The following is a 19,961-nucleotide window of genomic DNA, read 5'->3' as shown; positions in this document are numbered from 1 at the left end:
ATGACCACCGCGTTTGTACTTGATAATGAAACGATACTCTGCCGCTATACAGCAAAGGGCTGGTGGCCCTTACAAGTCTCCCTTCCAGCTATTGAAAATAATATAGTTGAGCAAGGCGTAGCGGAAGAAGACTTATCAGATGATATGTATCAAGTCGGACGTGTTAAGTTGCTGGCAAGCTTAGCAGCAAGCCATTGGAAGCCTGATGAGTCGCAAGCATTTGCTACCAATCAGGAGCCTACAAACAATGATGATGTACCAGTTAACAATGCTATCACTTATCATTATGCACAAACTCATGGCATTGCTACCCCTGAGTTGACTAAAAACTCTCATGAGTTAGCCACGTTACTTTCATCATCCGAACATACTGAAAACGTTGATTTCATCACTTATCGACAGCTTATAACACAACTTCCTGCTGCCCTCTCCACGCAGCTGAGCCAAGCTATTCAATTGCTGCGCTGGCAGGCAGATACTCAGTTTTGTAGTCGTTGCAGTGCATCAGTGACCACTGCTAAATTCGGTGAGCGAGCGATGGTCTGTCCGGTCTGCCGTTTGCGTCAATATCCACGTGTGCAACCTTGTGTCATCACAGCGATCACCCGCCCAAACCCGCAAACAGGTGAGATGCAAATACTATTAGCGCATCACCATCGCTATGGTCAGCCAAGCACGCAGCTACTATATGGACTGATTGCAGGCTTTGTAGAAGTAGGTGAAAGCTTGGAGCATGCGGTAGTGCGTGAAGTAGAAGAGGAAGTCGGTATTCGTTTGACTGATATTCGCTATGTTAGTAGTCAGCCATGGCCATTTCCCTCTAATTTGATGTTAGGATTTCGAGCCTCTTATGCAAGCGGCGAGATAGTCATACAAGAAGATGAGTTATCACACGCTGACTTTTTTGATATCTCAAACTTACCGAAGATACCTTTTAAAGGCAGTATTGCTTACGATTTAATCGCACAGATTGCTCATGAGCAAGGCATAATACTTTAGCTTTATATGATATGTTAACGTTTAAAGTATAGTTTTCCGCTATATATAACTTTTTACACCGACTATTATTTATCTCCAATTTTTAAGCCAGTTTTAAGGCCATGAATTAAATGCCCAGTAATGTCCATTCCCTTACCCATGCCCGTTTAACGAATCTGCCTATACTATTTGATACGTTAACCTTAGAGACGCAATCTGCTGATATACAACAGCGGATTGCATATGTCGATTCGTGCCTGCCTCAGACTCAATGTGGTCTCTGCGAGCATCCAGATGGTTGTTTACCCTACGCCACTGCTATCGTTGTAGACGGTGAGCCGTATAATAAGTGTGTGCCTGGTGGTCAACCTGTCAGTGATGCGATTGCCCTTATTTTGAGCGCAGATAATGTCACTTTAGATAATGTTTTCTCAGAAAGTATAGCATCCAGTAATGATCATGGAGGGTTGATTGCCGTACCATCAAAGTGGTCGATAGACCCTGTGACCGAACGTCCGCATGAAGTACGTGCTATTATTCGGGAAGATGATTGTATTGGTTGCACAAAATGTATCCCAGCCTGCCCAGTCGATGCCATCGTCGGTACGGGCAAGCATATGCATACGATTTTTACCGACCTATGTACAGGTTGTGAGCTATGCATTGCGCCTTGCCCTGTTGATTGCATTGATCTTGTTCCTATTGAGCGTGAACTGTCAGCCGCTGAGCGCGTTCAAGAGCAAAACGAGCTACGCCAGCGTTATCATACTCACCTTAGACGGGTCACTGAACAGCTAGCAGATAGCAGCAATAGCAGACCTGTCGTGAGTATGGTAGAAGCCAAGCTGAATAATGCCAGCACCCAAACTATTGACATCAATGAGCAACAAGCAAAAGATACTATTGCTGCCGCCAAACTACGTAGTAAAATTAAAAAGCTAGAAAAACAGCTAAGCGTCCGTCCTAATCCAGAAAAAAGCGCTGAGTTAGCCGCATTACAAGCACAACTGTCTCAGATATAGTTTTAGAGAATGCTTCACTGTTTGATTCAATCTAACTCAATATCCACTCTTATTAACATCAACAGATAATAATGATTACCTGAATACCATGAGTAAAACTGTTAAACATAAAACTGCCAATACGCCACCATCAAGACGCATGCCCAATCGTGACGTGCGACCGTTCTTTGAAAAGCTGGCTGCTACTATTGACGAGCCTGTCACTGAATTAAACTATAGTAGTAACTTTGAGCTGCTTATTGCAGTAATACTCTCGGCACAAGCGACTGATGTGAGCGTCAACATTGCCACTCAGCAGCTGTATCCAGTCGCGAACACCCCTGAGGCTATATTGGCATTGGGTGAAGAAGGGCTGAAATCCTATATCAAAAATATTGGCTTATATAATGCCAAAGCCAAAAATGTAATCAAAACCTGTCGCGACTTAATAGAAAAGTTTGATAGCATCGTACCCGATAACCGTAAAGACTTAGAGTCGCTCGCTGGGGTCGGACGCAAAACCGCTAATGTGGTCTTGAACACTGCCTTTGGACAACCAACAATGGCTGTTGATACGCATATCTTCCGTGTAGGCAATCGCACGGGGCTGGCCACTGGTAAGAACGTATTAATAGTAGAAAAAAATTTGGTCGAGCGTATTCCAGAAGATCTCTTAGTTGACGCTCATCACTATCTAATTTTGCATGGGCGCTATACTTGTCAAGCGCGCACCCCCAAATGCGGTGCCTGTCCAGTCTATGAAGAATGCATGTTTAAAGATAAAGCAGCGTTTGTAGAGATTTAAAAATTCTATACAGTTAGCACGACCTTTTATAGCTACCTTAATAGCTATCTGATTATAGCTGTCTCAACTCAAGGAAAAATAATGCAAACGCTCACTGCCCTAGTATTTGATAATTTTGAGACGCTAGACCTGTTTGGACCAATAGAGATGTTCGGCTGCCTACCTGAGCATTATAGTATCCAATTTGCTTCTATAGCAGGTGGTATTATTCATAATCATCATGGTGTCGCGTTGCAAACTGTTGCAGTAGCAGAGTTAGAGCATCAAACTAATATTTTATTAATTGTCGGCGGTAAAGGTACGCGTCAAGTAATCGAGGACAGCCAGTTTTTGCAGACTCTTACCAAACTCTCTGATAACGCCGACTGGGTGCTCAGCGTCTGTACTGGCAGTGCGTTATTAGCCAAGGCTAATATCTTGGATGGTAAGCGCGCCACTTCTAATAAGCTTTCTTGGCAATGGGTTATTGAGCAATCAGACAAAGTTAATTGGGTACAGCAAGCACGCTGGGTAGTAGACGGCAAGTTCTATACTTCCTCAGGCGTCAGTGCTGGAATAGATATGACGCTTGGTTTTATTGCTGATAGACATGATATTGCTACTGTGCGACAAATCGCTAACTATACAGAGTATCGCTGGCAAGAAGATAGCCAGCTTGATGATTTCTACGATTGTTAGCAACAATAGCTGACACTAGAGTTTTAACTCGATTCACGGTAAAATGTGCTAATTTTTTGATTCACTTTTGCCTCTTATTTTCCGTTAACATTCAATTATGACTGATTTTATTAATAACAGTCCTTGCAATTAAGCGATCCAACTATGCGTGAATACAACTTATTTACATCTGAATCCGTGAGCGAAGGCCATCCTGATAAAATGGCTGACCAAATCTCAGACGCTATCCTTGATGCCATCTTACGTGAAGACCTACAAGCACGTGTAGCGTGTGAAACGCTGGTTAAAACTGGTGCAGTCATACTAGCAGGCGAAGTGACAACTACTGCTAACATCGACGTAGAACGCATCGTACGTGATACAGTCAACGGTATCGGCTATCATCATTCAGATCTTGGCTTTGATGGCGAGACTTGCGCGGTTATTAATATGCTTGGCAAACAATCACCTGAGATTGCTCAAGGCGTTGATCGCAGTAGCCCAGAAGAACAAGGCGCTGGTGACCAAGGATTGATGTTTGGCTATGCTAGTAATGAGACAGAAGTCTTAATGCCTGCCCCTATCGAGTTTGCACATCGTCTTATGGAGCGCCAATCTGAGCTGCGCCGTGCAGGCGATCTACCTTGGTTACGTCCAGATGCCAAAGCGCAAGTGACACTAAGATATGATGGCAATCGTCCAACTGCGATTGATGCAGTGGTGCTCTCTACTCAGCATGATCCAAGTATCTCGCAGAAAGATCTGCAAGAAGCGATTATGGAATCTATCATTAAAGAAGTACTGCCGGCCGATCTGTTACATGCTGGTACTCGCTACCACATCAACCCAACTGGCAAGTTCGTCATTGGTGGTCCCGTTGGTGATGCAGGCTTAACCGGACGTAAAATCATCGTTGACACTTACGGCGGTATGGCTCGTCATGGTGGCGGCGCATTCAGTGGTAAAGATCCCTCAAAAGTTGACCGTAGCGCTGCTTACGCGGTACGTTATGTCGCCAAAAATATCGTCGCAGCTGGATTGGCTGAGCGCTGTGAAGTGCAAGTTAGCTACGCAATTGGGGTCGCTGAACCAACCTCTATTTCGGTCAATACTTTTGGTACGAGTAAAATCAGCTCTGAAGAAATCATTCGCCTGATTCGCACTCATTTCGATTTGCGTCCTTATGGCATTACGCAAATGCTAAACTTACTCCAGCCTATGTATCAACGAACGGCGACCTTTGGACACTTTGGTCGCGAAGGTTCTGAAACTGCCTTTACTTGGGAAAAAACAGACAAAGCTGAGATTTTAAAAGCAGATGCAGGTCTATAAATCTATATTCAAATACACTCAATAGGAGTAGCTTATGTCTCAAGACAATATCGATAACAATGTTAACGCCAATGTAAATGACAACGACAATACTGAAGCAATGGCTGAAATCACCCCTGAAATGCAGGCGTTTTATCAGCGTGCCGATGCTATCATTGGTGTCGCTAACAGCCAACTAGGTCCTGATGCTCATTCAGGGCAAGTCGGTGCTTCACTACTTTATGCTGCAGCTCGTTATAGCGCTTCGGTTGCCTCTATTGGCTTCATAAAGGGTGATGACTTTGCAAAAGAAAAAGACGATATCGTAGAGTTTTACGTTAAGCAGTACCGTCAGATGCTGAGTGACAATTTAACCGATTATGCACAGAACTTCGATAAATATGTTCAGCTTAATCAAGATGATAAACCGGCTAAATAAGTGCTTTATTATTCAGTCTTAAAACAAAACCTCAGCCTATTCATAGACTGGGGTTTTTTATTGGCTATCTTTTTAGCAGATGACTGACTACAATTAGATTGATATTAAAAGAAATTCAAGCTCTTCGAGCTTAGGCTATCATTAACTTATAAAAGCAGATATAGCAGAAGAGTCTGCTACGCAACCGATTATTAGCTCATCCCCTACAATAGGACGTTATAGTTTTCATAAATTGCGACCTTCATAAATCGTGACTCTAATAGATAAGGACATCTTATGTTTAACAATAATTTTTGGACATCTTGGCGTTCATGCTTGTCGTTACTAGGAATATCCGTAGCAATGACGTTAGCAGGCTGTAGTAATATACCGAGTGGTACCGAGCCTGATACCACTCCGATTCACACACCAGCCACTAATCAACCAGCACCCAGTGATAATTTGTTTACTAAGTGCCCACCTCACAACCCAGAGCAAAACATGTGTACTATGCAATATGACCCTGTTTGCGTTACTACTAAAGTTGGTTCGGTAGTGAGTTATCGTACGGCGGGTAATGCCTGCTCAGCCTGTGGCACCACTGCAGCAATAGGTTATGTACCAGGCAAATGTATCTAATCTTTCAATAGCTCGAACCAAAAACATTTAATATCCTAATAATAAAAAACCCCAACTTGATATCAGTTGGGGTTTTTATCAATATTGCTTTTTAAAGATATTCTGTCTATTTACTTACTAGGTTTTTACTTGTTAGGTTTTACAACGATATCAGGCGGACCCTCTAACAGATCCTCATCGCGGAACTCGTTTGCTGAGTTATGCTCTGCTGACTCTTCAGTCGTAAACCACTGCTGCTGACGGTAAAGAATCAAGTGATCTCGACTCAAACCTCGTAATAGTGAATACATCATCACTAGTATCACAACAGCGAAGGGAAAGCCCGACACAATAGAAGCTGCCTGCAATGCCCCTAACCCGCCTGCTGCTAATAGTACTGCAGCAATGACGCCTTCAGTTCCTGCCCAGAATAGACGCTGAATCTTTGGTGGATCAGTATCGCCACCTGAGGTCAGCATATCAATAACAAAGCTTGCAGAATCTGATGAGGTGACGAACCAAAGCACAATCATCAGCACAATCAGCAAGTTGAATACGGTCGTTAATGGATAAGACTCCATCAGCTTAAAGATAGCACTACCAGTATCTGCCCTAACGGCCTCAACCAGCCCAGGACTTGCCATATTAGGATCAGCCGCAGCCATTAGCTCCATATGTACCGCTGAGCCACCAAAAGCAGTAAACCATAAGAACAAAATCGTAATAGGGATTAATAACACCCCTAACGTGAACTCACGAATGGTACGACCACGAGAGATACGGGCCACGAATACCCCAACGAATGGTGACCAGCTAATCCACCATGCCCAATAGAAAATAGTCCACGATGACTGCCAGTTTTCTTGACCTTCATAAGACTCTGTCCACGTACCTAAAGGAATCACTTGATGTAGATAATTACCAATGTTTTCTACAAAGCTATTAAAAATAAACTGCGTAGGGCCCAAAATAATCACAAAGCTCAATAGCACAATAGTCAGAAAGATATTGATATCGCTTAAGCGCTTGATACCTTTATCTAGTCCCATAAACAACGATAATCCTGCCAGCACAGTGATAAATGCAATCAAGATAATCTGCACGGTAATATTGTTAGGGATACCAAATACACTCTCAAGACCAGAGTTAATCTGTAACACCCCAAGACCTAAGGTGGTCACCACCCCAAACATCGTACCAAATACCGCTAGCGTATCGACCGTATGACCCCAACCACCGTATATCTTTTTACCTAATATGGGATATAGCGTTGAGCGAATAGCTAGTGGTAAACCACGGCGATAGTGAAAGTAGGCCAAAGCCAAAGCCACCATGCCATACAATGCCCACACATGAAAACCATAATGCAAGAATGAGATGTTCATCGCAAGCTTAGCAGATGCGACAGTCTCTCCCTCACCAAGTGGCGGTGCCATATAGTGATAAAGCGGCTCAGCCGTTCCCCAGTACAGTAGTCCGATACCGATACCAGCGGAGAACAGCATACCAATCCAAGAAAGCAATTTGTATTCAGGTTTTTCTGTCTGATGACCAAGCCTGATATCGCCGTAACGACTAAATATCATATAGATACTCATCATCACGGTGGCATTAATAACCACAATAAAGAACCAGCCAAAGCGCAAAGAAACAAATTCTTTTGCTTGGCCAAATACTATTTCTGCTTGTTCATTAAAAAAAGCGCCAAAGATAATAAATAAGGTAATCAAAATTACCGAGGTTAAAAAAACCGGTTTACTTACCCGTGGAAAAGGGCCCACTCTGCCAACTTTGACATGATCCATAGAGCTTCCTAGAGACAAAATAGCGTCACAATATCAAGATATCAATCAATTATCAAATATAAAGTCGTTATGCTTAACTCTAATATAAGAAACGAACCTAAAAATTTTGGGATTATTTTTTGTTTATAAGTACTTCTTTGGAATAGCTTTTTTACATTCGTTACTTTATTAATTAGCTTAATAAGTAAAACCCCAGTCTACGAAGAGACTGGGGTTTCTTTTATCAACCATAGATTTAACGCTGTTTTTTAGTCACCTTTGGCAACTTCAGGTGGGCCTTCTAAAAACTCTTCATCAGTGAATTCATTAGCCGTATTATGCTGAACTGACTCATCAGTGATAAATCGTTGTTCTGCTCGATACAGTATCAGCTCATCACGACTAAACCCTCGCAACATAGCGTATAGCATGACGAAGACAACGATAGCGAATGGAAATCCAGCGACGATAGCTGCCGCCTGTAGAGCACCTAAGCCACCAGCCGCCAACAAGATAGCTGCAACAAGACCCTGCAGAATAGCCCAAAATAAACGCTGAATTTTAGGTGGGTTGGTTTCACCGCCAGACGTCAACATATCGATAACAAAACTGGCTGAATCTGATGAAGTCACAAACCATAGTACAATCATAATGACAATCAACATCGTAGTCGCTTTGGTAAATGGATAGAATTCCATCAACTTAAAGATAGCACTACCATAATCATTCTGTACTACTTCGATAAATCCAGGATTACCAATTAATTCCATATTTACTGCCACACCACCAAAGGTCGTGAACCAGAAAAACAGAATAATCATAGGTACAAATAAAACACCTAGCAAAAATTCACGGATAGTACGACCACGGCTAATGCGGGCGATGAATACGCCTACAAATGGTGACCAACTGACCCACCATGCCCAGTAAAATATCGTCCATGATGACTGCCAATCACCTTTGCTATAAGCCTCACTCCAAAAACCAAGCTGGACAAGGTTTTGTAGATAGTTACCAGTATTTTCTACCAAACTATCCATGATGTATTGAGTAGGACCCATGATAAAGGCAAAGCCCAACAACACAAATGTCAAAATAATATTAGTATCACTTAAGCGCTTGATACCTTTATCTAAACCCATCATTAATGAGCCACACGCAAGCATAGTAATCAAAGCGATTAAGATAACTTGCATCGTTACTGTATTAGGCAGTCCAAACAACCCTTCTAATCCAGAGTTAATCTGCAACACGCCAAAACCTAACGTGGTCACCACACCAAACATCGTACCAAATACTGCCAACGTATCAACAGTATGTCCCCATTTGCCATAAATCTTCTGACCTAATATCGGATATAGGCTAGAACGAATAGCGAGAGGTAAGCCACGGCGAAAATGAAAATAGGCTAATGACAATGCAACCACAGCATAAATTGCCCAAGCGTGAATCCCATAATGTAAAAAGGAGATATTCATCGCTTGTTTGGCAGCTTCTACTGTTTCCGCTTCGCCCAATGGCGGTGACATAAAGTGATAAACAGGCTCAGCTGTACCCCAATACATAATGCCAATACCAATACCGGCTGAAAACAACATGCCAATCCAAGAGGGCAAACTGTATTGCGGCGTTTCGGTTTGATGACCTAAACGGATATCGCCGTATTTACTAAATATTAAATACAAACATAAAAATACGGCAACGTTCATCAGTATGACAAATAGCCAGCCAAAACGTTGGGTAATAAAAGTCTGCATGGTACTAAATAGAGTGCTTGCCAGCTCTTGAAACAAAGCACCAAATATAATAAAACCTAAGATCAGTACTGCTGAAGCAATAAATACAGGTTTGTTTACTCGTGGAAAAGGCCCTAAACGGCCAATTTTGAGTTCGCTCATTATGCTTTCCAAAATCTAAGGGGTTGCTACCATAACAAGATGTTACCCAATTATCAATTTAATGGGATTTTATTGTAAAAAAAGTTTGCAATAAAAAAGGAGTTATTGATTTAAGTTATAGTTTATTTTTTGCTTAAGTAACGTATTGATTTTAAATATGAATGATTAAACAGCTACCTTCAGCGTACATATATCGTTAAGCCTTTATCATTACAAACTCGCTCTCAAAAAAAGCCCAACTCATACAGAGTTGGGCTTTCTTATAGAACTTAAACACTAGAACTTAAACACTAAAAATTAGTCACCTTTTACAATTTTAGGTGGTCCCTTTAGCAGTTTTTCATCAATAAATTCATTGGCTGAGTTATGATCCGCAGATTCATCAGTAATAAATTGTTGTTGAGCGCGATAAAGTATCAAACGATCTCGACCCAGACCACGTAAAAGTGCATACATCATTACAAATATCACTAAGGCAAACGGTAGCCCTGCCACAATAGCTGCTGCTTGCAGTGCACCTAAGCCACCTGCTGCTAATAATATAGCCGCAATCAGACCCTCCATCGTTGCCCAAAATAAACGCTGAATCTTTGGTGGATTGGTATCACCACCAGCCGTCAACATATCGATAACAAAGCTTGCGGAGTCTGATGAGGTCACAAACCAAAGTACAATCATAATGACGATTAACAAAGTAATAGGTTTGGTAAGTGGATAGTACTCGACCAATTTAAAGATTGCGCTACCAGTATCTGCTTGTACGGCTTCGACCAATCCTGGACTAACCAAGGCTGGATCAAGAGCTGCCAACAGCTCCATATGAATAGCAACGCCACCGAAGGCAGTAAACCAGAAGAATAAAATGGTCATTGGAATTAATAGTACACCCAATACAAACTCACGGATGGTACGACCACGGCTAATACGGGCAATAAATACACCTACAAATGGCGCCCAACTTACCCACCATGCCCAATAGAAAATTGTCCATGACGACTGCCAATCGGTATTACTGTAAGCCTCACCCCAAAAACCTAATGGAATAACAGACATTAGATAGTTACCAATATTTTCAATGAAACTATCAAAAATAAATAATGTTGGACCTAAAATCACTATAAAGGCTAACAGCACACCAGTAAGGCCCATATTGATATCACTTAAGCGCTTGATACCTTTATCAAGACCCAACATAAGAGATACGCAGGCTAAGGCAGTCACAAAGGCAATAATGAGAAACTGTACAGGTAAGCTGTTTGGTATGCCAAACAAACCCTCAAGGCCTGAGTTGATCTGCATAACCCCCAAACCTAGCGAAGTTACGACGCCAAACATCGTACCAAATACCGCCAAAATATCGACAGTATGTCCCCAGCCGCCATAAATTCTTTGACCCAATAATGGATACAGTGTTGAGCGAATGGATAGAGGCAGACCACGGCGAAAATGAAAATAAGCTAAGGAGAGTGCTACGATGGTATAAATTGCCCAAGCATGCAATCCCCAATGTACAAATGAGATATTCATCGCTTGTTTGGCGGCTTCTACTGTTTCTGGTTCACCCATTGGTGGTGCCATGAAATGGTACAAAGGCTCCGCTGTGCCCCAGTATACCAGCCCAATACCAATACCTGCTGAGAACAGCATACCTATCCAAGAGACAAGGCTATATTGTGGTCGCTCTGTCTGTTTACCTAAACGAATGTCACCGTAGCGACTCGCTGCTAGATAGATACAAAAGACTAATGCCACGTTCATTAATATAATGAACAGCCAGCCAAACTTATCAGCAATAAAACTTTGTAAAAAACTAAAAAGTGCGGATGCAGTTTCAGTGAAAAAAGCACCAAAAATAATGAAACCAACAATTAAAACACCTGAGGTAATAAAAACAGGCTTATTAACCCTTGGGAATGGACCCAATCTTTCTACTTTTACTTCGTTCATGGGTTAAAATCTCGTAATCTAAGGAATGTCACCTTAACAAACTAATCCTTAATTATCAATTAATTACAAAATAAAACTCAATAAAAATACTGCTGTTATCTCTGTGTTTAACTACTACTAAGTTTGTCTTAATGCCAATGTATCGTTAGATAAACCACTCGCTCTAATCCAAATTGATCTAAAAAAACCAATATTTTTACTCAATATTCTTAATAGTCAAATGTTAAAAAACCTCACATTTCGTACAAATGTGAGGTTGAGATATAGAATAATTAATCAAGTCATCTATCAATGCTGTCTAATGTAATCACCCTATTAAGGTAGCAATTTTAGCAACTTACCATTATCACCATCTTCTAGTAGCCATACTTCTCCATCTACTGCCAGCACGCTACGAATACGCTCACCCATATCATAACGGTAACGTTCATGAGCTGCGTCATTTTCATCCAAACTTACCACTATTAATGCTTTGGATGATAGACCACTGATAAGTGCACTGCTTTGCCATGCTGGAAAATCGTTTTGAGTACCAGAAGAATATATACTCATAGACGACGGTGATATCACTGGTGTCCAAGTGATTTTAGGCGCTTCAAATTCATGACGAGTATTATGATCAGGAATATCAGTGCCTGAATAGTTACGCCCATTAGAGACGATAGGCCAACCATAATTATTGCCTCTTTTAATCAGGTTAAATTCATCACCGCCTTTTGGACCCATCTCGTGCGCCCAGAGTCTACCACTATCATCAAACGTCATACCGAGTACGTTACGATGACCTATCGTCCAAAACTGCGAGGCGATATCGTTAGCATTGCCTACAAATGGATTGTCTTTTGGTACAGAGCCATCAGCGTTTAGCCGTATTATCTTGCCCAAATTGACCGTCATATCTTGTGCAGGGTCTTTTTTCTGACGTTCACCTGAGCTGATATATAAGTACTGTCCATCAGGAGAGAATAGTAAACGATGGCTATAATGGCCTTGACCTTTAACTTTTGGCGTTTGCTGCCAAATTGGCGTAATCTCTTGCAAGCTTGGCGCATCAGTATCTAATCCTGAAAGTTTGGCTTTGATAACCTTAGCCCCAAATTGATTGCTATCTGCGCCACTTCCTGCTTCAACGTAGCTAAGATATACCATGTTGGTAGTAGCAAAGTCTGGCGCAAGAATTAAATCACCGAGTCCGCCCTGCCCGCCATAAGCGACCTTGGGTACACCGCTTACTTTTGTCTTGTTCCCTGTTGCGGTATCGACAATGAACAGCTCACCTGCTTTTTGAGTCACTAGTAGTTTACGTGACTCATTATCGCTTTTAGGTAGCGCTGTCATCGCCCATGGCTCATCAAAGCTGGTTAGAGTCTTAGTCGTGAATTCAGGTTTGTCGCCATCGGCTTTTATTTCGGTAGCAGAGCTGTCGGACGCTTCTGATTGCACAGTGGCTGTGTCATTATTCACTGTAGATGGATTGGAGCAAGCAGAGGCGCTAAATAATAACGCTATTATGGTCAAAGGTACTTTTATACACTTAGTATTCGTTATCATAATATTATTCCTTTAAGTCCGCTTTCCTCTAATATAACAAGCATAACGCACGCTCTGGTACAGATTATGTTTTTGTATAGAAAAACCCCTTACCTGCTATTGCAAATAAGGGGTTGGTTTATTGTCAAACTAATATCCTAATGTAGGATCATTGAATTGACTTTATTAGCTCATTCTAAGTTTATCGAAAGTCAGCTTATCATCTAGACCAACATCGACTTTAATGATGTCACCCGCGACAAAGTCACCTGCCAGCAATTTCATTGATAGTGGGTTTTCAATCTCTTGTTGGATAGCACGTTTGAGCGGACGCGCACCGTATACAGGATCATAACCAACTGCGACCAGCTGACTCATTGCTTCATCAGAGAGCGTAATGTCTAGCTCACGCTCTTGCAAGCGATGGCGCAGACGCTCCAGCTGAATATCAGCAATACCAGCCATTTGTTCTTGACCCAACGCATGGAACACCACAATCTCATCAATACGGTTCACAAACTCAGGACGGAAATGCTCGCCAACTGAATCCATCACTGCCGCTTTGATGTCTTTGTAATCTTCGCCAACCATTTCTTGGATTTTATGTGAACCCAAGTTACTGGTCATGATGATAACGGTATTCTTAAAGTCTACTACGCGACCTTGCGAGTCAGTCAAGCGCCCATCGTCCAATACTTGCAACAAGATATTGAACACATCAGGGTGTGCTTTTTCTACCTCATCGAACAGCACGACACTATAAGGTTTGCGACGTACCGCTTCTGTCAATGTACCACCCTCTTCGTAGCCGACATAACCAGGAGGCGCACCTACCAAGCGACTGACACTGTGCTTTTCCATGAACTCACTCATGTCGATACGCACCATCGCATCTTCACTATCAAACAAGAAGTTTGCCAAAGATTTGGTCAGCTCAGTCTTACCTACACCTGTTGGCCCTAGAAATAAGAACGAGCCAGAAGGACGATTCGGGTCAGATAAGCCTGCACGACTACGGCGCACCGCATTGGCAACCGACTCAACTGCTTCATCTTGACCAATGACGCGTTCGTGGAGCTTGTCTTCCATTGCCAGCATCTTATCGCGCTCACCTTGCATCATTTTACTGACAGGAATACCGGTTGCCGCTGCGACTACTTCAGCAACCTCATTATCAGTTACTTTATTCCGCAATAATTTGACGGATATTGGCTCGCCTGCTTGCTCCTTTTGCTCAGCCAAATCAATCTCGGCAATTTGTTTTTCAAGTTCGGGTATCACACCATATTGTAATCGAGACATTTCTGCATAATCGCCATCACGCGAGGCTTTTTCTAGCTGAATACGTGCTTTATCCAAGTTTTCTTTATGTTGTTTACTACCTTCAACTAAAGCCTTTTCAGCCTGCCAAATCTCATTGAGGTCAGCAGACTCTTTTTCAACTTCTTCAATCTGTGTATCTAGTATTTTGAGCTCTGCTTTCGCACCCGCATCTTCTTCGTTTTTCAACACTTCGCGCTGCATTTTTAACTGAATCAGACGGCTATCGAGCTTACCTAATGCCTCAGGCTTACTGTCCATCTCCATCCGCAGACGACTGGCTGCTTCGTCAATGAGATCAATCGCCTTATCCGGCAGTTTACGATCAGTAATATAGCGATGACTCATACGCGCAGCCGCAATGATAGCGCTATCTTGAATAACGACCCCATGATGCAGCTCATAACGGTCTTTGAGACCACGCAGAATAGCAATAGTATCTTCAACTGTCGGCTCATCGACCAAGACTTTTTGGAAACGACGCTCAAGCGCCGCATCCTTTTCGATATACTGACGATACTCATCCAAAGTAGTGGCACCGACGCAATGTAGCTCACCACGTGCCAGCGCAGGTTTTAACATGTTACCTGCATCCATCGCACCTTCCGATTTACCCGCCCCAACCATGGTATGCAGCTCATCAATGAATAAGATGACATTACCTTCTTGCTTGGCTAAATCACTAAGCACACTTTTGAGACGCTCTTCAAACTCGCCACGGAATTTTGCACCGGCAATCAATGCACCTAAATCTAGCGATAGAACTTCTTTGCGGCGTAGACCTTCTGGTACATCACCGTTGATAATTTTTTGCGCCAAGCCTTCGACAATAGCAGTCTTACCAACACCCGGCTCACCAATTAGTACTGGGTTATTCTTAGTACGACGTGACAGTACCTGAATGGTACGGCGAATCTCTTCATCACGGCCAATGACTGGATCAAGCTTACCGAGTTCTGCTTGCTCAGTTAAGTTAATCGTATACTTATTCAGTGCATCACGCTGATCTTCAGCGTTTTGATTGTCTACCTTCTCATTACCACGTAGCTGCTCGATTACTACTTTTAACTTAGCAGCAGTCACTCCTGCACTTTCAAATATTTTTTTGGTCTCGCCTTGTTCAGCCAGTGCCAATATGACCCATTCTGTTGCAATAAAATCATCACCAGCTTTTTGCGCTTGGCGATCGGCCAAATTTAGAATTTTAACTGCGTTTGGATTTAGATTTACATCACCGGTAGGTTCAGCAATCTTAGCTTGATTGTCCAATGCCTTCGCCACGCCATTCTTTAATGCTGGAATAGATGCACCTGCTTGCTGACAGATAGACAAGTTAGACTCATCCTGTAATAAAACTGCCAGTAAATGCACCGGATCAATCCCAGTATTATCACGACCTAGCGCTAGACTTTGCGCCTCTTGAATGGCGGCCTGTAGCTTCTGCGTAAATTTTTCAAACCTCATATTCTCACCTTTTATAATTAGTATTTATCAATAGTCTTTGTAGTGGATTTATAGTGTAACCCTTTTGTTCAACTGTTATATATATGCGGTATGTTGAATTGTATTTCAACTAAAAAGTATACCGTGTCAATAATAGATAATGACTTTCTGGTATATACATAAGACAGACTGATTACAACCTCTGCAAAGATTAAACCTTACCACTAGTATTGATATTAATATTGACTATTAATTGGTATTTTTAGAATATATTTCAAGTGCAAAATCTCAAGACAAAAGACAATATTTTTAAGCAAAAAAGGAAGTAGGCTAACAGTTATACTTGTCGTATATCCATTACCCTACTTCCTAATTTTGGTGCTATCTTGATTTGCTTATATACGACTATAAACTCTATTTAACTGAGAGTGGATAATGCGCCTTTTAGCTTATCCTCAAATTTATCTTTTATAAAATGAGCATACTCTATGCTGATATGTTCAGCATCACGGTACATTATTTTTTCAGAAAAAGTAGTCAGACATTTTTCGGCGGTACAGAACATATCTGACATATCAATGCCCGTAATAATGTCTTGATACTCTAAAGTAGGATCAGTCGGTAGTAAAGCATCTGCACGATCTATGGTACAAGCATCTGCGTCTGACCCGTTTCTATTCCTATGTAGACAGTCCGGTACATCAAAGTCGAAACGTGGATTATCTCTTATACCGATAACATCGATTTTGTTATCAGCAAGCACTTTCCAGCTATCAACGTATGATGTAGGAATAAATTCGCCTTTCTCTAAGTTCACTCTAGTAGAGTTTGTAATGACTGCATAAGGGTTTATATCTATAATTTTTTCAATAGCAGCTTCGTTCCATTTATGACAAGATTCATTCGACTCTTCAAGTGCTCCTAAAGGGCATCCGGCCTTAGTCATATTGATAACTTTAAAATTATTATCTTGTCCAATGGTATCTAGCGCTGTAATCCATTGTACGGCATGAGATCCTCCTGCTAGTACAATTTCTTTATCAGAACTCAGGTCTCCAAATTCGCAAGTAGTGACCTCCTCTCCATCCATAGATTGATTACAGCCAGGAGCATAGGCAGCAGGAACTCTTTGTTTTATCGTAAGCAGCCGATCGCGATCTGGCTTGAAGGCTTGATCTTCTACGTAGATACTGTCGCCCTTAAAGGGTTCAACAGACTTACTTTCCAACGCTGTCTTTGCACTTTCGGTGGTAGATACTACTTCATGTCTAAATGCGAAAGCCGCTACCATCACCGGTAAGAAAAACAGGACTCCGATTGAGAAGTTAACAAGTACTTTTTCTCTTGGTATTTTTCTAAAAGGAGATTCTATTTTTTTACTGGTGAAGTATGCCAAAACTGTAGAGGCAATCATAATCATTAGTCCTTGCAACAGACTAACAGATTCATAACCAAAATATTCTTTATAAAATACTAAGATAGGCCAGTGCCAAAGGTAAATAGTAAAAGATATACCGCCTAAAAACACTAAGAATTTATTTGATAATAGGTTGTTTACTACGCCCTTACCACCAACGCCAGACATGATAATAAAAACTGCACCAAGTACCGGAATCAATGATACAGGACCTGAAAAACTTGCCCCTCTAGGAATCAATATAGCTCCACCAACAATCAGAGCAATACCTACAATCCCCAATGCTTGTCTATATTTTATTTTTTTAGCATTTGAGATTAAAAGAAATGCGAGTGATCCAAAGAAAAACTCCCAAATCCTTGATAGCGGATTAAAGTAACTCATCGCTGGATCGTCTTTAACCAACACCGTAGCATATGCAAAAGACGCCAATATGACGAAAATTACTCCTAAAAATAAAGGCGCTGAGGTTTGTTTTTTCTTAGCAATATAAGCTAGAGGAATTAGAATTAGCGGGAAAACCACATAAAACTGCATCTGGATAGATAGCGCCCAAAACTGTTGTACAGGACTAGGCGGACTACCAGAAGATAAATAATCGACAGAAAGTCTGATCAGTTGTATATTTTCAAGATGTAAGGCGCTGGCAATTATCTCATGTAGCACAGTATATATAAGGACTGGAGATGAAATAAAGTAGCTAGCAATTAATGTGGCTGCAAGCACGATATATGCTGATGGTGCCACTCTCTTTATCACCCCTCCCCAGAAAGGAAATGGGCTAAATGTACCGTTTAAAAAATAACCCTTCAATACAATTGAAGCCATCAAAAACCCAGAAACGACGAAAAAGACATCAACCCCGCCTGATACCTTATTGAACCATATATGGAAAACCATAATAATAATGGCGCCTACCGCTCTTAATCCTTGGATGTCATTTCTATACTCATGGTGAGTATATTTATCAAACACAATTTTCCCCTTACATTCGTATAAGCGATTATAGACAATAGCATAGAAATATTAAAAGAAAACTAGCAACATAAAACATAATTGATATACGGTCTTATAACCACGATATACGGTGTTGTTATAACCTAGTAATAATATTCAATTCACTTTTTATAGGTAAAGAGGTTCCTTCAAATTGAGGACACGCCCTAGTGCTTGAGAGTGAAAAATTATAATTAACGTTCATTATTAATGCAACAGAAAAGAAAAGTGCTCATTACTCTACTATTTCAATCGGAATACCAAGCGCAACGGTATCCATAATTTCATCCATCTCATCGTTGGCGACAGCGATACAACCATCGGTCCAGTCGCTTTTTTGATTAATCCACGCTAGATGACCAAAGCCATTCATTTGCCCATGAATCATAATATCCCCACCAGGATTCACGCCGAGCGCTTCAGCTTGAGCCTTATTAGCGGCATTAGGATAACTAATATGGATAGAACGATGGGCGATAGAATTTTCATTCCTACAATCTAGATTATAGATGCCTACTGGCGTACGCTGATCGCCTTCTTGCTGCTTATGACCTACTGGACTATCTCCTAGCGCAATACGATAGGATTTAATCACTTCGTTATTGCTGAGTAATTGTAGGGTGCGCGCAGATTTATCGACAAAGACTTTATCAATAATTACCGTATTAGGAATGGCTTTGGGGTTATGAAAGAGAGCTTGCGTATCGACCGATACTTTTTTTATATGAGCTATCGCACTTGTACTAACGACAGCAATCGCAAGTCCAATAGAAATAATTAGCCAATGTTTGCTGATATTCATGGGAGAAAACGACATAGGCCTTGATCCTTATGATTGGCTATTGGAGAACTGAACCACAATGTACCAATCTGATAATGAATCTGCCTAATGTATCAAAGCGCTATGCCAAATTTTGTGAGAATTTTATGAATAAGACTCAATTGTTAAAGATATTTTCCAACTAGCTGGTATAAGTTAGACCATACGAATGGCACCATCTAGGCGAATGACTTCTCCATTTAAGTAGGCATTATCAATAATCTGAGTCACCAATTTGGCAAATTCATCAGGATTGCCCAAACGCTTAGGATAAGGAACGCTAGCCTCTAACTGCTCACGAGCTTTTTCAGGGATAGTCTCCATCATTGGAGTAGCAAACACCCCAGGTGCGATAGTCATGACGCGTATACCATGACGTGCCAGCTCACGCGCTAGTGGCAAAGTGAGACCGACCACGCCAGCTTTGGACGATGCATAGCTTCCCTGTCCTACTTGCCCATCAAAAGCAGCGATAGAAGCAGTGTTAATAATGACACCATTATCAGCGTTCTTCTCTGCGGCGCTCTCTGTATTACTGTCATTAGCAACTCGTTTAGCTATGGAAGCTGCGACCAAACGCGCTACGTTAAAAGAACCAACGAGATTGATATTAACCCCGCGACTAAAGGCATCAAGGTCCGCTGGATTGTTTTCGCGATCGAGTAGCTTTTGTACGACAGCGATGCCTGCGCAGTTAATTGAACCTTGCAAACCGCCAAACTCTTTTTCGGCCTTATCAACAGCCGCTTGTACCTCTTCGCCACTGGTAACATCACAGCGTACAAAGCGAGCATTGTCACCCAGTTCATCGACCAATGCTTGTCCAGTTGACTCATTCAAATCAGCGATGACGACTTTGCCGCCTTCACTAACGATGGCACGAACGACTGACTCACCCAATCCTGATGCACCACCGGTAACCAAAAAGCTGTGTTGTTGAATTTGCATGATTATTCCTTAACCATTTAAGATTTAGTATTTTTAGTTAAAATGTTGGAAAATTTTTAGTTGAAAGCAT

The 19,961-nt window shown here is 41.6% G+C and carries 15 protein-coding genes; 7 read left to right on the top strand and 8 right to left on the bottom strand.

Annotated features, from left to right (window positions below; genetic code table 11):
• The 7 genes from nudC (at position 1) to AK825_RS04530 (ending at position 5,809) form a co-directional block, all read left to right on the top strand.
• A complete protein-coding gene (gene nudC, locus AK825_RS04560) occupies positions 1–999 on the top strand; it encodes an NAD(+) diphosphatase (protein ID WP_068034963.1) in 999 nt (332 codons plus the stop codon).
• Between the two features lie 110 nt (positions 1,000–1,109).
• The gene (locus tag AK825_RS04555) at positions 1,110–2,000 is read left to right on the top strand and encodes an RnfABCDGE type electron transport complex subunit B (protein WP_068034962.1); all 891 of its coding nucleotides are present in this window, start codon (positions 1,110–1,112) and stop codon (positions 1,998–2,000) included.
• Positions 2,001–2,088: 88 nt separating this feature from the next.
• On the top strand, positions 2,089–2,784 hold the full coding sequence (nth, locus tag AK825_RS04550) for an endonuclease III (RefSeq protein WP_068034961.1): 696 nt from the start codon (positions 2,089–2,091) through the stop codon (positions 2,782–2,784).
• A gap of 81 nt (positions 2,785–2,865) precedes the next feature.
• Entirely contained in the window at positions 2,866–3,462 is a 597-nt protein-coding gene (locus tag AK825_RS04545) for a DJ-1/PfpI family protein (RefSeq protein WP_068034960.1), read from the top strand.
• A gap of 144 nt (positions 3,463–3,606) precedes the next feature.
• The gene (metK, locus tag AK825_RS04540) at positions 3,607–4,773 is read left to right on the top strand and encodes a methionine adenosyltransferase (RefSeq protein ID WP_068034959.1); all 1,167 of its coding nucleotides are present in this window, start codon (positions 3,607–3,609) and stop codon (positions 4,771–4,773) included.
• A 100-nt stretch (positions 4,774–4,873) separates the two neighbouring features.
• The gene (locus tag AK825_RS04535) at positions 4,874–5,191 is read left to right on the top strand and encodes a DUF3144 domain-containing protein (protein ID WP_149038782.1); all 318 of its coding nucleotides are present in this window, start codon (positions 4,874–4,876) and stop codon (positions 5,189–5,191) included.
• A gap of 276 nt (positions 5,192–5,467) precedes the next feature.
• Complete coding sequence (locus AK825_RS04530; RefSeq protein ID WP_068034957.1) at positions 5,468–5,809, top strand: hypothetical protein; 342 nt, start codon at positions 5,468–5,470, stop codon at positions 5,807–5,809.
• Between the two features lie 125 nt (positions 5,810–5,934).
• On the opposite strand, the gene AK825_RS04525 is transcribed toward AK825_RS04530, so the two are convergent.
• From AK825_RS04525 to AK825_RS04490, 8 genes are all read right to left on the bottom strand, one after another.
• Entirely contained in the window at positions 5,935–7,593 is a 1,659-nt protein-coding gene (locus AK825_RS04525) for a BCCT family transporter (protein ID WP_068034956.1), read from the bottom strand.
• Positions 7,594–7,841: 248 nt separating this feature from the next.
• Complete coding sequence (locus tag AK825_RS04520; RefSeq protein WP_068034955.1) at positions 7,842–9,470, bottom strand: BCCT family transporter; 1,629 nt, start codon at positions 9,468–9,470, stop codon at positions 7,842–7,844.
• Between the two features lie 297 nt (positions 9,471–9,767).
• On the bottom strand, positions 9,768–11,417 hold the full coding sequence (locus AK825_RS04515; RefSeq protein ID WP_068034954.1) for a BCCT family transporter: 1,650 nt from the start codon (positions 11,415–11,417) through the stop codon (positions 9,768–9,770).
• A gap of 315 nt (positions 11,418–11,732) precedes the next feature.
• The gene (locus AK825_RS04510) at positions 11,733–12,968 is read right to left on the bottom strand and encodes a PQQ-dependent sugar dehydrogenase (RefSeq protein WP_082787162.1); all 1,236 of its coding nucleotides are present in this window, start codon (positions 12,966–12,968) and stop codon (positions 11,733–11,735) included.
• A 165-nt stretch (positions 12,969–13,133) separates the two neighbouring features.
• Positions 13,134–15,731: an ATP-dependent chaperone ClpB gene (clpB, locus tag AK825_RS04505; RefSeq protein ID WP_068034953.1), complete on the bottom strand. Its 2,598-nt coding sequence runs from the start codon at positions 15,729–15,731 to the stop codon at positions 13,134–13,136.
• Positions 15,732–16,128: 397 nt separating this feature from the next.
• The gene (locus tag AK825_RS04500; protein WP_068034952.1) at positions 16,129–18,102 is read right to left on the bottom strand and encodes an acyltransferase family protein; all 1,974 of its coding nucleotides are present in this window, start codon (positions 18,100–18,102) and stop codon (positions 16,129–16,131) included.
• 256 nt (positions 18,103–18,358) lie between these two features.
• Entirely contained in the window at positions 18,359–18,940 is a 582-nt protein-coding gene (locus AK825_RS04495; RefSeq protein WP_068034951.1) for a L,D-transpeptidase family protein, read from the bottom strand.
• 159 nt (positions 18,941–19,099) lie between these two features.
• Positions 19,100–19,891 carry an SDR family NAD(P)-dependent oxidoreductase gene (locus tag AK825_RS04490; RefSeq protein ID WP_068034950.1) on the bottom strand — a complete coding sequence of 264 codons (792 nt, stop codon included), beginning with the start codon at positions 19,889–19,891 and terminating at the stop codon, positions 19,100–19,102.
• Between the last annotated feature and the right edge of the window lie 70 nt (positions 19,892–19,961).

Origin of the sequence: Psychrobacter sp. P11G5, assembly GCF_001593305.1 — a bacterium.
Classification (GTDB): domain Bacteria; phylum Pseudomonadota; class Gammaproteobacteria; order Pseudomonadales; family Moraxellaceae; genus Psychrobacter.
Note: the sequence above shows the minus strand (reverse complement) of the source record. Positions and strands in the feature narration are given on the sequence as shown.

Excerpts from the sequence above, each read along its gene's own strand:
- AK825_RS04490 (WP_068034950.1), bottom strand. The coding sequence starts at position 19,891 with ATGCAAATTCAACAACACAGCTTTTTGGTTACCGGTGGTGCATCAGGA.
- AK825_RS04555 (WP_068034962.1), top strand. The coding sequence starts at position 1,110 with ATGCCCAGTAATGTCCATTCCCTTACCCATGCCCGTTTAACGAATCTG.
- AK825_RS04530 (WP_068034957.1), top strand. The coding sequence starts at position 5,468 with ATGTTTAACAATAATTTTTGGACATCTTGGCGTTCATGCTTGTCGTTA.
- nth (WP_068034961.1), top strand. The coding sequence starts at position 2,089 with ATGAGTAAAACTGTTAAACATAAAACTGCCAATACGCCACCATCAAGA.
- AK825_RS04520 (WP_068034955.1), bottom strand. The coding sequence starts at position 9,470 with ATGAGCGAACTCAAAATTGGCCGTTTAGGGCCTTTTCCACGAGTAAAC.
- metK (WP_068034959.1), top strand. The coding sequence starts at position 3,607 with ATGCGTGAATACAACTTATTTACATCTGAATCCGTGAGCGAAGGCCAT.
- AK825_RS04535 (WP_149038782.1), top strand. The coding sequence starts at position 4,874 with ATGGCTGAAATCACCCCTGAAATGCAGGCGTTTTATCAGCGTGCCGAT.
- AK825_RS04515 (WP_068034954.1), bottom strand. The coding sequence starts at position 11,417 with ATGAACGAAGTAAAAGTAGAAAGATTGGGTCCATTCCCAAGGGTTAAT.
- clpB (WP_068034953.1), bottom strand. The coding sequence starts at position 15,731 with ATGAGGTTTGAAAAATTTACGCAGAAGCTACAGGCCGCCATTCAAGAG.
- AK825_RS04525 (WP_068034956.1), bottom strand. The coding sequence starts at position 7,593 with ATGGATCATGTCAAAGTTGGCAGAGTGGGCCCTTTTCCACGGGTAAGT.
- nudC (WP_068034963.1), top strand. The coding sequence starts at position 1 with ATGACCACCGCGTTTGTACTTGATAATGAAACGATACTCTGCCGCTAT.
- AK825_RS04545 (WP_068034960.1), top strand. The coding sequence starts at position 2,866 with ATGCAAACGCTCACTGCCCTAGTATTTGATAATTTTGAGACGCTAGAC.
- AK825_RS04495 (WP_068034951.1), bottom strand. The coding sequence starts at position 18,940 with ATGTCGTTTTCTCCCATGAATATCAGCAAACATTGGCTAATTATTTCT.
- AK825_RS04510 (WP_082787162.1), bottom strand. The coding sequence starts at position 12,968 with ATGATAACGAATACTAAGTGTATAAAAGTACCTTTGACCATAATAGCG.